The sequence below is a fragment of the Paenibacillus sp. GbtcB18 genome (assembly GCF_019091125.1).
Lineage (GTDB): Bacteria > Bacillota > Bacilli > Paenibacillales > NBRC-103111 > Paenibacillus_F > Paenibacillus_F chitinolyticus.
This window is the reverse complement of the sequence record NZ_JAGXJX010000002.1, coordinates 489,844-504,201: the sequence shown is the minus strand read 5'-3', so window position 1 is coordinate 504,201 and position 14,358 is coordinate 489,844. Positions and strand designations below refer to the sequence as shown.

The 14,358-nt window shown below is 61.1% G+C and carries 6 protein-coding genes; all 6 read left to right on the top strand.

What is annotated here, in order from left to right:
* The first annotated feature begins 12 nt into the window (after positions 1 to 12).
* The 6 genes from KVT34_RS07565 to KVT34_RS07540 all read left to right on the top strand — a co-directional run bounded on the left by KVT34_RS07565 (position 13) and on the right by KVT34_RS07540 (position 14,070).
* Positions 13 to 447: a GNAT family N-acetyltransferase gene (locus KVT34_RS07565; RefSeq protein WP_217557971.1), complete on the top strand. Its 435-nt coding sequence runs from the start codon at positions 13 to 15 to the stop codon at positions 445 to 447.
* Positions 448 to 669: 222 nt separating this feature from the next.
* Positions 670 to 888 (top strand): spore germination protein, encoded by a 219-nt coding sequence (locus KVT34_RS07560; RefSeq protein WP_217557969.1) that lies wholly within the window; start codon positions 670 to 672, stop codon positions 886 to 888.
* Between the two features lie 122 nt (positions 889 to 1,010).
* Entirely contained in the window at positions 1,011 to 4,595 is a 3,585-nt protein-coding gene (addB, locus tag KVT34_RS07555; protein ID WP_217557967.1) for a helicase-exonuclease AddAB subunit AddB, read from the top strand.
* Positions 4,592 to 9,169 carry a helicase-exonuclease AddAB subunit AddA gene (addA, locus tag KVT34_RS07550; protein ID WP_217557966.1) on the top strand — a complete coding sequence of 1,526 codons (4,578 nt, stop codon included), beginning with the start codon at positions 4,592 to 4,594 and terminating at the stop codon, positions 9,167 to 9,169. Before addB ends, addA begins: the two co-directional genes overlap by 4 nt.
* 80 nt (positions 9,170 to 9,249) lie before the next feature.
* Positions 9,250 to 10,437, top strand: coding sequence for an exonuclease SbcCD subunit D (locus tag KVT34_RS07545; RefSeq protein WP_217557965.1), 1,188 nt, complete (start codon positions 9,250 to 9,252; stop codon positions 10,435 to 10,437).
* 15 nt (positions 10,438 to 10,452) lie between these two features.
* The gene (locus KVT34_RS07540; RefSeq protein ID WP_217557964.1) at positions 10,453 to 14,070 is read left to right on the top strand and encodes an AAA family ATPase; all 3,618 of its coding nucleotides are present in this window, start codon (positions 10,453 to 10,455) and stop codon (positions 14,068 to 14,070) included.
* Positions 14,071 to 14,358: the final 288 nt, after the last annotated feature.

Sequence of the window (14,358 nt, the reverse complement as noted above, 5' to 3'; positions counted from 1 at the left end):
GGAGGGATTTCCATGCTCAAAAATATAAAATCGCAAACGGACCAGGAAAAAGTCAGAGAACTGCTCGGCTATGCGGTGTTTCCGGACCCTGAATCCGTGGAAGATGCGGTGCGGTTCTACGGGCAGGCACCGGAGCGCGAGCTGTACGGATACGAATCGGAAGGAGACCTTATCGGGCTGGTCGGATTTTCGGCGGATGCGGAAGGAACTTTGACGATCCACCACTTGGCCGTGCATCCGGAGTGCAGAGGGGCCGGTTACGGCCGGGGACAGATCCTGGAGCTAATCCAGCTGAAAAAGCCCCGGGAAATCGTGGCGGAGACGGACGAGGACGCCGTCGATTTTTACCGCAGCATCGGCTTTACGATAAGTTCGCTGGGAGAGAAATACCCCGGCACGGAAAGATTCGTCTGCCGCTATGAGGCAGAGGCGGAAGAGGAAGAGTAAGCGAAAGCGAAAGTGTTCCTTACGGGAAACGGGACGCGTGCCTAACGTTTCTCCCGGCAAACGTAATGAGAAGGGCGGTCCTCGGACCGCCTTTTTTGGTGCAAAAAAAACCTATCCGTCAAAGCGCCTCTCCATCCGGAAGGGAATAAAGCGGGAAAGTGACACTTGGGCCCTCTTATACATAGAATGAAACACGGTCAGTCTGGTTTGGAGGGGGTTCGGATGGTGGGTTCAATTATCGGGAGTATCAAAATCAACAGTGTTTCTAACAGTTCCAACGTTCAAATCGGAAATGCCGCTTGTATCGTGATGTCAAGCAACAACAAAATGAGCGGCGGAGCCGCAGCGTTTTCGCCGGGTGACAGCTTCGGAAGTTTAACCAACAATCCTAACAACGTGACGTCTGAACCGAACGTGGGCACGCGGGCTTTGAACGGCTAAAAATGAAAATAGTCCCATGCCCGCCGCTTGCCTCCCCTCTCGCAACTTATGTTACAATAGAGCGATAGAGAACATAGATTCCCCACGGGGACAAGTAACATGGCGAAAGGGGCGTACCCGACATGCCCGTACGTTTTATAACCGGCCGTGCAGGGAGCGGCAAAAGCAAGCTCTGCATGGATGAAATCATAGAGAACTTGAAACAGCGGCCGGAGGGGCCGCCTTTGATTCTGATCGTACCCGAGCAGGCGACTTTTCAGACGGAGCTGGCGCTTGTCGATCATCCCGATGTGGGCGGAACGATACGCGCGCAGGTGCTCAGCTTCCGCCGTCTGGCCTGGAGGGTGATGCAGGAGAGAGGCGGAACGGCCCGCCAGCCTATCGACGACGTAGGGAAGAAGCTTCTTCTGCACAAGCTTTTGCATAAGAGGAAAGGCGATCTGCGTTTTTACCGGTCGGTGTACGAGCAGACAGGCTTCGTCGACCGGCTGAACGATCTGTTCGCGGAGTGGAGGCGCTACTGTGTGACGGGAGAGAGTCTCCGCGAACATGTGGACATGTACGACGATTTTCTCGGCAGCAAAAAGCAGCTCCTGCGGGATAAAATGCGGGATCTCCAATTGATTTACGGGGCTTTCGAACACGAAATTTCGCTCCGGTATCTCGACGGGGAAGGAACGCTGGCCAAACTGGCCGAGGAGCTCGGACAGTCGTCGCTTGTTCGGGACGCGCAGATTTGGATCGACGGGTTCCACGGTTTTACGCCCCAGGAGCTGATGGTGGTAAAGGGGCTTTTTGAGCACGGAGCCGTGACCACGGTGTCGCTCTGCGTGAACCGGCCTTATTATGCCGGAGAGATTCCGGACGAGCTGGATCTGTTCCACCCGACGGCGCGTACGATGGTGCAGCTCCAGGAGCTGGTGGATGCCGTAGGCGCCGGGCCGGCTGAGACCGTGACCGTTCAGCCTGTTCTGTCGCCCCGGTTCGCCGCCAGTCCGATGCTCGCCCATCTGGAGAACTCGTTTGAGCAGCGCATCGGCCGGTACGGCAGCCCGTATCTTCCGGCCGGACCCGGCGAACGGGAGCAGCTTTCGCTTTACGCCGCCGTCAACCGCAGGGCCGAAGCCGAAGGTGTAGCCCGGGAAATGACGAGGCTGGCCCGCGAACAGGGAGTCCGCTGGCGGGATATGGCCGTGATGGTCCGCAACATGGCGGACTACGAGGATCTGCTGGAGACCGCTTTTACCGATTACGGGATTCCTCACTTTTTTGACCAGAAAAGAACGGTGCTGCATCACCCTCTTGCGGAATTCATCCGCTCGGCTTTGGAAACGGTGCTGCATAACTGGGGCTACGATGCGGTATTCCGCTGCGTAAAAACAGACCTTCTCCTGCCTTGGAACGGGGACGCCGAAGAAGCGGGAGCGAAGACGCTGACAGAGCAGAGGGCGGCGATGGACCGCCTCGAAAATTACGTGCTCTCCTACGGAATCCAGGGGAACAGGTGGACCGACGGCAAGCCGTGGACTCACCGCAGCAGGGCCTCGCTGGAAGACGAAGAGACGGCGGCGAATGAGGCGGAGGAGCGTTATCTGCAGGAAATTCAGCAGACCCGGGAATGGGTGGCGGAGCCGCTGCTCGCTTTCCAGAAAAATCTCAAGCGGGCCAAAACGGTCCAGTCGAGAACGCAGGCACTGTACGAGCTTCTGGAAGTCGTGCATGCGCCGGAGCGGCTGGAACAGTGGTATGCGGAGGCGGCTGCAAACGGCCGGCCGGAGAAAGCCCGGGAGCACAGCCAGATCTGGGGCAGCCTGATGGATCTGCTCGATCAGCTGGTCGAGCTGATGGGCGACGAAGAAATATCGGCCGAGCTGTACGGCGAGCTGCTGGAAACCGGGCTGGAGAGCATCAAGCTCGGCCTCGTTCCTCCGGCGCTCGACCAGGTGCTCGTCGGCAGTATGGACCGTACCCGTTCCATGAAAATCCGGTACGCCTTCATACTCGGCGTCAGCGACGGGGTCATTCCGGCGTCGCCGACGGAAGACGGCGTTCTGGCCGAAGCGGAACGCGAGCTGCTGCTTCAGACGGGGCTGCCGATGGCGGACGGAAACCGACGGAGGCTGCTGGACGAGTCTTTCCTGATTTACTCTTCACTGGCCGTTCCGAGCCGCCGGTTGTCCTTGTCTTACCCGCTTGCCGATGAAGAAGGCAAATCGCTGCTTCCCTCGGAACTGATCCGCCAGGTGAAGGGACTGTTTCCCGAGCTGCGCGAGGTTCAGTGGATGGGCGAGCCTTCGCCGCTTATGTCCGCAGAGGAACAGCTTTCCTATATGCAAAACCCCTCGCGGGCGATGTCTTACCTCGGCGTCCAGCTGAAGCAGTGGATGAGAGGAGCGGCCATCGGCGATTTGTGGTGGGGCACATACAACTATTTTGCGGGAGAGCCGGAGTGGAAGGGCAGCATGAACCGCCTCGTTCAAGGGCTGCTTTATGCCAACCGGGAGGACAGGCTGCCACGGGAAACGAGCCGTCTTCTGTACGGCCGTCATCTCCGTGCGAGCGTATCCCGGATGGAGCGCTATGTCGCGTGCCCGTTCGCTCACTTCCTGACACACGGCCTCAAACTCAAAGAGCGCCGGGTGTTCCGTCTGGAAGCTCCGGATATCGGGCAGCTGTTTCACGGCGCGCTCAACTTGTTCGTGCGCGGTCTGCAGGAGGACAAAGTCGATTGGGCGAGCCTGAGCACGGAAGAAACCTACCGGCGGACATCCGACGTCGTCGACCGGCTTGCGCCACGGCTCCAAGGCGAAATTCTCCTGAGCTCCAAGCGGTACCGGTATATTTCCCACAAGCTGAAGCAGGTTGTGGGCAAAGCGGCCGTCATGCTGGGCGAGCACGCGAAGCGCAGCCTGTTTTCACCGGTGGGGCTCGAAATCGATTTCGGGCCGGGGGGCATGCTGCCTTCTCTGACGTTCCAGCTCGACAACGGATGCACGATGGAAATTATCGGACGGATCGACAGAGTGGACCAGGCCCGGGGAGACAGCGGTCTGCTGCTTCGCGTGATCGATTACAAGTCAAGCCCGACTGCGCTGGATTTGTCCAGCGTCTACTACGGTTTGTCTCTTCAGATGCTCACGTATCTGGACGTGATCTTAACTCATGCGCCCCAGTGGCTCGGCATGAGCGCCACACCGGCAGGGGTGCTGTATTTTCATGTGCACAATCCCCTGCTTCAGTTCACGAACGGCATGACTGTCCAGGACGTAGAGAAAGAACTGCGTAAGCGGTACAAGATGAAAGGACTCCTTATGGCCGATCCGGAAGTCGTGAAAATGATGGACAGCGACCTTGCGGGCGCAGCGGGCCACTCCCAGTTGGTACCGGCCGCCTTGTCCAAGGATGGAGGCTTTTATAAATCGTCCTCCGTCGCTTCGGAAGAGCAGTGGGATACCCTGCGCGGTTATGTGCGGGACCGGATCCGCGATATCGGCACGGAGATTACGGAGGGACGGGTGGATATCACCCCTTACCGCACGGGCAATAAAACGGCTTGCCAGCACTGTTCTTACAAGGCGGTGTGCCAATTTGATCCCGCGCTGGACGGCAACGAGCCCAAACATCTGGCCAAAATCGGACGCGACCGCGTCTGGGCCGAACTGACCAGGAAAGAGACGGGAAGCGGAAAGGAGGAGCAAGACCGATGACAACGACACCTAGAATGAAACCTTCGGGAACCACCTGGACGGATGAGCAGTGGGACGCCATCGCCCTGCGGGGGCAAAACATGCTTGTGGCCGCAGCGGCCGGCTCGGGGAAAACGGCCGTACTGGTCGAGCGGATTATCCGCCGCATTTCCGACGAGTCTTCTCCCCTGGATGTGGACCGTCTGCTGGTCGCGACCTTTACGAAGGCGGCCGCAGCCGAAATGAAGCAGAGAATACGCGAGGCGCTGGAAAAAGAGCTGACGTCAAACCCGGACTCTCAGCACTTGAAGCGGCAGCTTGCCCTGATGGGGCGGGCTTCCGTGACGACCCTTCATTCCTTCTGTCTGGAAGTTATCCGCAGACACTACAGCCTGATTCGGCTCGACCCCGGGTTCCGCATCGCCAACGAGACGGAAGCGGAGCTGATGCGGCACGACCAGCTCGAAGAAATGATGGAGCAGTATTACGGGGAAAGCGGGGAAGACAGCCCGTTCTGGCGGCTGGTCGATACGTTCGGCGGCGAGCGCAGCGACGTTCCCCTCCATCTGCTGATTCAGAAGCTGTACGACGAGTCGCGCAGTCATCCGTGGCCGGAACATTGGCTGCGTGAGATGGCGCTGATGTTCGGACCGAAGAACTACGAACTGATCACGGGCAGCGGTTCTTCCGGTGAGGATGAAATGACGGCCGCCTTGGCGGAAGTAAGCGAAGGCTATGCGGAAGCGGCTGCGGCTTCGGCTGTTGTCAGAACTGTGGAGGAAACCGCTTCGGTAAATGCGGCGGAACCTGCGATAAACCCGGAAGCGGAACGGACGAGTCCGGCCGATTCAAGCGACAAGGAAGCGATCGCAGGAATATATCCGGCAAATACACCGGAGGATACCGGAAGTGCCGATTTCGTCCTTACGGCGGAGAATGCGGATAAGGCCCCAGAAGCCGGGAATGAAGGCGAAGGCGCGCCGGCGGAGTTCTGGCTCAAGGGCCTCACCGACGATGTCCGTCTGGAACTCCGGGGGACCGCCGAGCTCTTGAGGCAGGCTCACGAAATTACCGGGCAGCCGGGCGGCCCGCTTCCTTACGCGACAGCCGTACAGGATGATCTGACCATGGTCGAGGGACTTACGGACATAGCCGAGAACTATCCGTGGGACATTCTGTTCAGTGCGTTTCAGTCCGTGTCTTTCGGGAAGCTCAAACCGTGCAAGAAAGACGAAGTGGACCCGCAGCTCCAGGAGCAGGTGAAACAACTGCGGAGCCGGGCCAAGGAACGCATCACTTCCCTTCAGGAAGAATTGTTCGGGCGGCCGCCGGAGCGGTTTCTGGAGGAAACGCGGGAAATGGCGCCCGTCATTCACGCGCTGGTCGATCTCGTCATCGACTTCGGGGGGCGCTACAGCAAGGCCAAGGCCGCCAAAGGTCTCGTTGATTTCGCCGACCTGGAGCATTTCTGCCTGCGCATTCTGCGCGCCGAAGAGTCTGAGCCGGATCGCCTGATCCCTTCGCGGGCGGCGCTCGAATACAGGGAGCAGTTCGCGGAGGTGCTGCTTGACGAGTACCAGGACACGAACCGCGTCCAGGAAGCCATCGTCGAACTGATCGCCGAACCGCTCCCGGGCAACCGATTTATGGTCGGCGACGTGAAGCAGAGCATTTACCGCTTCCGGCTGGCGGAGCCCGGGCTTTTTCTGGAGAAGTACAAGAGCTTCACCGGAGACGGCAGCGGTCCGGGAAGACGGATCGACCTGGCCCGGAACTTTAGAAGCCGGGCGGAGGTAGTCGATGCCGTCAACTTTATTTTCCGGCAGATCATGAATGAGGGCGTCGGCGACATTGCTTACGACGAGCGGGCGGAGCTGGTGAACGGCGCGTCTTATCCGGCGGCCGAAGGCCAGGACCTGTCCGTTGAAATGATGCTCATCGACCGTGCGGCAGCCGGACAGGCGTCTGACGGAGAAGAGACCGATGCGGAGGAGGCGGCCGGGGAGATTTCAGCCGAGGAGCAGGAGGGCGAGCTGGGCGGCATCCTGGAAGGCCAGGAGCTGGAAACCGCTCAGATGGAAGCCCGGGCGATTGCCCGCAAAATACAGGCCATGCTCGATCCGCTGGACGGACAGCCTTACCTCGTGTACGATAAACGGTCCGGCTCCATGAGACCCGCCACGTACCGGGATATGGTCATTCTGCTGCGCGCTACCCAGCAGTGGTCGCCGATTTTTATTGAAGAATTAAGGCAGCTTGGCATTCCGGCTTACGCCGATTTGAATACCGGGTATTTTACGGCGACGGAAGTCGAAGTCATGCTCGCGCTGCTGAAAGTGATAGACAACCCGTATCAGGACGTTCCGCTTGCGGGTGTCCTCCGTTCGCCGATCGTCGGCTTGACGGCGGATGAACTGGCTTCCCTGCGCATTTCCGGCAAAAATATCCCGTTCTACGAGGCGGTCCGGGCTTACGCCCAAGGAATCCGCCCCCTGGGCGGCGCGGAGGGCGGAAGCGATTTACAGGAGGCCGGGGAGTGGAAGCCGGATGAGGAACTCCGCGGCAAAATCACGGATTTTCTGCGACGGCTGGAAGAGTGGCGGAGCGAAGCCCGGCAGGGAGCGCTCGCCCGTCTCATCTGGAAGGTGTACGGGGACACCGGCTACTTCGACTTCGTTGGAGCGATGCCCGGAGGGCAGCAACGCCAGGCGAACCTCAGGGCGCTTTATGACCGGGCGAGGCAGTACGAGAACACTTCGCTGCGCGGGCTTTTCCGGTTTCTCCGCTTTATCGAGCGGATGAAGGACACCGGTGGCGATCTCGGTACCGCCCGGGCGCTGGGCGAGCAGGAGGACGTCGTGCGGATCATGTCCATCCACAAGAGTAAAGGGCTCGAGTTTCCGGTCGTTTTCGTGGCCGGACTCGGCAAAATGTTCAACCAGCGCGATCTGCTCGACCCGTTCCTGATCCATAAGGAACTGGGCTTCGGTCCGCGCTTTGTGGATACGAAGCTGCGGGTCGGCTATCCGACCCTACCGCAGCTTGCGATCCGGCGCCGGATGCGCATTGAGACGCTTGCCGAGGAACTGCGCGTCCTGTATGTGGCGCTCACTCGGGCACGGGAGAAGCTGTTCCTGCTCGGCACGGTCCGCTCGCTGGACAAGCAGCTCCAAGGCTGGGGCAGGCACCTGGAGAGCGACAACTGGCCGCTTCCGGACGACGAAGTCGCGCGTGCGCGCAGCTACCTGGACTGGCTGGGACCCGCACTCATGCGGCACCGGGATGCGTCTTTGTGGAGAGAGAAAGCCGGTCTTCAGGAACACAGTCCTCCGGCGTTGGCGGCAGACGGCTCCAAGTGGAGCTTCGAAGTGATTGCGCCCGAGGAGCTGGCGGCCATGGGGAAAGCCGACGAATCCGTCACGATTCAGGCGGACCGCCTGGAGGCGCTGAAACACTTGAACAAGGTGCCGACTTTTACCGGGGAGTGGGACGTTGCGCTTGCGAAGTCGCTGTCGTGGACGTATCCGTTTGCCCAGGCGACCGCTTATTTTTCGAAAACGTCCGTTCATGAAGAAATTCCGTCGGCCGAGCTGATGCCGAGCCCGGGGAGCGGGCTCATTTTGCCCACCCGGCTGCTGAAAATGGCGGGGGCGGCGGAAGCTTCCCGGCTGAACGCGGAGCATTTTCCCGGCACGCCTGCTTCTCCGGGCGATACGGAAGGAATTCGCAGCGGAGGGAATCCGGTTTTTGATCTGACGACTTTTATGGACAGCCCCGCGCTCGTGCAGGAAGAACAAGAGCCGGAAAAGACGCAGGACGCACTGGACGCAGAAGACACGCAAAAGGCAGAAAACGTACAGGACCCGGAAGTAGGGTCACAGGGCACACAAGACGCAGGGGACACACAGGAATCGCAAACGGCGCAAGGCACGCAAGGAGCGCGCGGGCCGGTTGATCCCCCTGATGAAGCGGGCGGGGAAGTTCCGTCCGGTGCTTCCGTACCCGGTACACCTTCGGCGGGTTCCTCGGCAAGAACGTCGCTTCTAAGGCGTCCCCGTTTTATGGAAGAGAAGAAATTGACCCCTGCGGAGCGGGGAACCGTTTTTCACGCCGTCATGCAGCATATGCCGCTGAAGGAAGTGACGCCGCAAGCGGTGGAAGTTGTTATCCGTGACATGATCGACAAGGAACTGCTTACCCCCGCTCAAGCAAGAGCGGTGGATACGGAAATCCTTGCGGGCTTTTTCCGGACGCAGATCGGTCTGAAGCTTGCCGCCGCTACCCGGGTATGGCGTGAAGTGCCTTTCAGCTTGGGGCTTCCCGCCGGTCGTGTCTACCCGAAAGCGGATGCGTCGACCCGCGAGGAGACGGTGCTTGTGCAGGGGGTGATCGACTGCCTGTTCGAATCGGACGGCAATCTGATTATGCTCGATTACAAGACGGACCGTGTCAAAGGCGTCGGCCTCGAAGCGCTTCGCGAAAGATACAAGATCCAGCTCGGCTTGTACGGACAGGCAGTGGAAAAAATCTGGAAGCGCAAGCTGGCGGGAACCTACCTGTTTTTCTTTGACGGCGGGCACGTGGTGGAAATTTAAACGGAAGAGGCCGGACCAAAACCGCTTGATTAAGGCGGGCCGGCCGTTTTTACAGATACAATCAGATTTGGGGGATAGGTATGCGCATACTGCACACCGGTGACTGGCACTTGGGGAGAACCCTGGAAGGGCGGAGCCGGTTTGAGGAACAGGTTGCTTTCGTGGACGAACTCGTCCGTATTGTCAGAGAAGGGAGTATCGATCTCGTGCTGCTGGCGGGAGATGTGTACGACACCGTCAATCCGCCTGCCGCTGCGGAGCAGCTTTTTTACGACGCTCTGTCCAGGCTGGCCGAGGACGGCCGCAGGGAAGTTGTCGTCATTTCCGGCAACCACGATCATCCGGACCGTCTGGGGGCGTCTTCCCCACTTGCCAAGGCGCAGGGAATCTCTCTGATCGGGCTGCCGAAAGCGGGCCTGATGGAGATCGGAATTCCGAGAACCGGCGAGACGGCCAAACTGTTTGCGCTGCCGTATCCGTCCGAGTCGCGGCTGGGCGAGCTGCTCAGCGACGACGCCGGCGAAGAAGTGCTCAGGAGAGCTTACTCTGAACGGGTAGGCGAGCTGGTCAAGGCTCAAACGGCGGGCTTTCGTCCCGATACCGTAAACCTGATCATGAGCCACATTTACGTGCTCGGGGGAAAAGAAAGCGAATCGGAGCGTCCGATTCAGGTCGGCGGAGCGTACACGGTCGATACATCGGCACTCGATGTCGGCGCGCAGTATGTGGCGCTCGGCCACCTGCATCGTCCGCAGACGCTTAAAGCGCAGAGCCCCATCCGCTACTGCGGTTCCCCGCTTGCCTACAGCTTTTCCGAAGCGGGCCAGGCCAAGTCGCTGACCGTGCTGGACGTCAAACCGGGAGAACCGGCCTCGATTGAAGAAATCTATTTGACATCCGGCCGCCCGCTGGTGAACTGGAAAGCAAAGGAAGGACTGGCGGAGGTGCACCGCTGGCTGGATGAAGGGCGGGACGCAAACGCGTGGATCGACCTGGAAATCCACATTGCGGAAGCGATGTCGCTGCACGACATTCAAACCCTGCGCAAGGCGCACAGCGGGTTTATCCATATCAAACCGGTCTATCCGCAGCAGCAGCCGGCCGAGGAAGAAGCGGCCGCACTGTCCAGCGCGGGTCTGCCGGTGGACGAGCTGTTCCGCCGGTTCTACGAACGGCAGACGGGCGGGGCGAAGCCCGAGCCCGAGCTCGTGCAGCTCTTTATGGAGCTGCTGCAGGATCATTCGGACGGCCCGGAGCAGGCCGAATAAAGGGAGGCGAAACGTATGCGTCCGATACGGCTGCAAATGTCCGGTCTGCAAAGCTACCGGGAATCACAGGAAATAGATTTTACGCAATTGTGCGATGCCGGGGTGTTCGGTATTTTCGGACCGACGGGAAGCGGGAAATCGTCCATTCTGGACGCCCTGACGCTGGCGCTTTACGGCAAAGTCGAACGGGCCTCCGGCGGTACCCAGGGGATCATGAACCATGCCGAGAATACGCTGGCAGTCTCGTTTACTTTCGAACTCAGCCATCCGACGGGCGCCGTCCGGTACCGGGTGGACCGTCAGTTCAAGAGAGGCTCGGACGTCTCGGTTACGAATACCGTAAGCCGTTTTGTCCGCCTGAGCGGGGAGGAGCCGGTCGTACTGGCCGATAAATCGACGGATGTAACCAACCGGGTCCACCAGGTGCTCGGGTTGTCCATGCAGGATTTTACCCGCGCCGTGGTGCTTCCTCAGGGGAAATTCGCCGAATTTCTTTCGCTGACCGGCAAAGACCGGCGGCAGATGCTTCAGCGGCTGTTCCACCTTGAAGCTTACGGCGATCATCTCAGCGCGCGCGTAAGCGGACGGCTGAAAGAAGCCGACGGCCTGCTTAAACAGATCGCCGCCGAGCAGCAGGGACTTGGAGACGCATCCGAAGAAGCGCTGGCCCAGGCCGGCGAGAGGCTGAAAGAGGCGGCTGAGTATGCCGTCGTCCAGCGCAAGCTTTTTCAGCAGGCATCCGCTCGCTACGAGGAGATGAAGCAGATTGTAAGCGTGCAAAAGGATGAGCGGCAGACGGAGCTGGAACTCCGTAAAACCGAGGAAGAAGAGCCGGGAATCCGTCAGCGCGAAGATAACCTGAAGCGCGCGGAGGAAGCGGAGAAGCTGCGTCCTTATGTCGAGCACGCGGAAGCTTCGGCGAAAGCAGAGGCGGAGCACCGGGGGCGGATCGCTCAGGCAAAGGACCGCTCCAGCCAAGCCGAAGTGAAATTAGACACGGCTTTGCAGGCGTCCGAGCAGGCCCGGCAGGAGCTGGCCGGAAGCGAAGAGCCGCTGCTGATCCGGCTGGAGCATTTGAACCAGGCACTGGATCAGGAGCGTCAGCTTGCCGACCTTCACAAGCAGTGCGAAGGTCTCAAAACGAGCGAGGAACAACTGCTTTCGCAGCTTTCCGCGGTGAAAGAAGCATTCCGCAAGGAGCGGGAGACGAAGGAAAAGGCGCTGGGCAAGCAGGCGGAGCTGAAAGAAACACTGAAAAGCGTAGAGGTCGGCTACGAGCAGCGCAGCCTTCTCCAAGAAGCGTGTGACGCCAAAAGGGAGCTGGACATGCAGATGCGCCAGCTTCAGGAGCTGCGGCAGGAGACCGGCGTCAGACGCCGGTCGATGGAGGCCGGAGAGCGCGAGCTGGCGGTCCGTGCCGGGGAACTGACCGCTTGGACGGAACAGTTTGCCCGCTGGCTCGGTGAACTCGGCGCGGGCAGGACGGAAGCTCTGCAGCTGCGTCAACGGCTGGCGAAGCAGGAAGAAGCGGCGGCCGCAGTACTTCAGATCCGCAAACGGGAAGATCGCGAGCGCGAGCTGCGGAATCTGGCCGGGAAGCTGGCACACGAACTGCACGAAGGGCAGCCCTGCCCCGTATGCGGCGCTGTGGAGCATCCGGCTCCATACCGCGAAGAAGAAGAGGAGGCGGAGAAGGCTTCCCCCAGCGCAGAGGAATGCGAAACGCTCCTTCGCGCCATCCGGGAAGCCGGAATGGAGACGGACCGTCACGTTTTCGGCCTTGATAGTCTCGCCAAGCGGGCGCTTGAGCATGAGCGCGCCGGAACGGATCAGGCAAGCAAGCCTACCGCCGAATCCGCTTCCGGGGACGAGACCGACCATGCGGACGTCGAAGCGGCTCTCATGCTGGCGGAAGCGGCTGCGGCGGTTGGGGCGGATCTGGAGCTGCCGCTTGATAAGCTCACGGTAGGTACCGCGGATCTGACAGACGGCAAAGACGGCATATCGGCTGCGTCCGCAGAGGCGGCAGAATGCCTCGCCGCCACCGCTCGTATCCTGCAAGGCGAAGCCGGAATCTCTGAGGGCGAAGCGCTGCGGAATCTGGCCGCTTTCGAAGGGCCCCAAGCGGAGACCGCTCGTGTAGGCCGTTTGGCGGCAGAGCTCGAAGCGGGCTTCCAAGCCCTCCTGAAACGGCTGAAGCCGCTTGAAACCGGCATGCAGGCCGCCGAGGCGGAGCTGCGTTCGCAGCGCGCGGCCCTTCAGACCGACGAAGCCAAAGCGCAGGCTTTGGAGCAGAGCATCCGCGGCCGGGAAGACGCCTGGCGGAAGCGGTTCGGCGCCCGGGGCCTGGAGCTGGACACCGTGGAGGCTCGCCTGAAGCAGCTGGGCGAGCAGGAGCGCCAGGCGGAGGAGCTGCGCGGCCGCATCGAGAAGAGCATCCCGTTCATCGACGGGGTGCTCGCGAAGATCGAGCAGCTCCGCACCGAGGCGGCGGAGCTCGACAAAACCGCCCTGCAGCTCGCGACCAAGCTGCAGGGGCTGTCCCAGCTCGCCGCCGAGAAGGCGCAGCAGCTGCACGAGCGCGTCGGCGGGGAGCCGGTGCCGCGCCAGATCGCGGCGGCTCAGGCCGAGCTCGATGCGCTGCGCACCCGCGCGGAGCAAACCCGGCTCGCGCACGAGCAGGCCCGCCGCGAGCAGCAGGAGGCGGCCCGGGCGCTCAGCGCGGCCGAACAGGCCGCCGCATCCGCGGCCGGGCAGCTCGCAGAGGCGCGGGAGCGGCTGGACCGCGCGCTGAAGGCGTCCTCCTTCGCGGATGCCGACGCCGTACGGAGCGCGTACGTCGCCGAAGCGCAGCGCGCCGAGTGGAGCGCGGAGGCGCGGCGTCACCGCGAGCGCGAGCAGACGCTCCGCTCCCGGCTCGCTCAGCTGCGGGAGCAGCTTGCCGGGCGGACGGTCGGCGAAGAAGACTGGACCGGCATGCTGCACGAGCTGCGCGAAGCCCAGGAGCGCGACGAGGCCGCGCTCGCGGTCCGCGCCAAGGCGGAACGCGACTGCGAGGAGCTGCAGGCGAAGCACGAGCAGTGGCGCCGGCTGGAAGAGCGGCGCAGCGCGCAGCAGACCTTGCACGGCCGTCTGGCGAAGCTGCAGTCCGTGCTGAAAGCGAACGCCTTCGTCGAATTCCTCGCGGAGGAGCAGCTGATGCAGGTGAGCCGTGCCGCTTCGCAGCGGCTCGGGCAGCTCACCCGGCAGCGCTACGCGATTGAGGTGGACTCCGGCGGCGGCTTCGTGATCCGCGACGACGGATCCGGCGGGGTGAAGCGCCCGGTCGGCACGCTGTCCGGCGGCGAAACGTTCCTGACGTCGCTCGCGCTCGCGCTTGCCTTGTCGGCGCAGATCCAGCTCAAGGGCGAGGTGCCCCTGGAGTTTTTCTTCCTGGACGAAGGGTTCGGCACCCTCGACCAGGATCTGCTGGATATGGTGGTCACCTCTCTTGAGAAGCTCCATATGGACCGGCTAGCGGTCGGCGTTATCTCGCACGTGCCGGAGCTGAGGGCCCGGCTGCCGCGCAAGCTGATCGTCGAACCGGCCGAACCGTCCGGGCGCGGCAGCCGGGTAAGGCTGGAGCTGCTCTAAGGCCGGAGATCCTTAAACGGCCGCACCGCGAGGCCTGCCTGCGTTTTCAGGCCCGCGGGAACGCCCCTTTTTCATATAAACGCGATAACGGTATTCTGGTTTGTCCAAGAAACCGGCCAAGAAAGCACATTCCCCGTTTAACGGTGCGAGTGTGCTTTTTTTTGTAGGGTGGCCGGATCTGTTCACATTTCCTTCAAGTGATGATCACATCTGTTTCCTGTCCTGTGACTTTTCTCACATCTGACCGATACCGAAGACGTTTATACTAAGTATGTGCTTAATTTCACA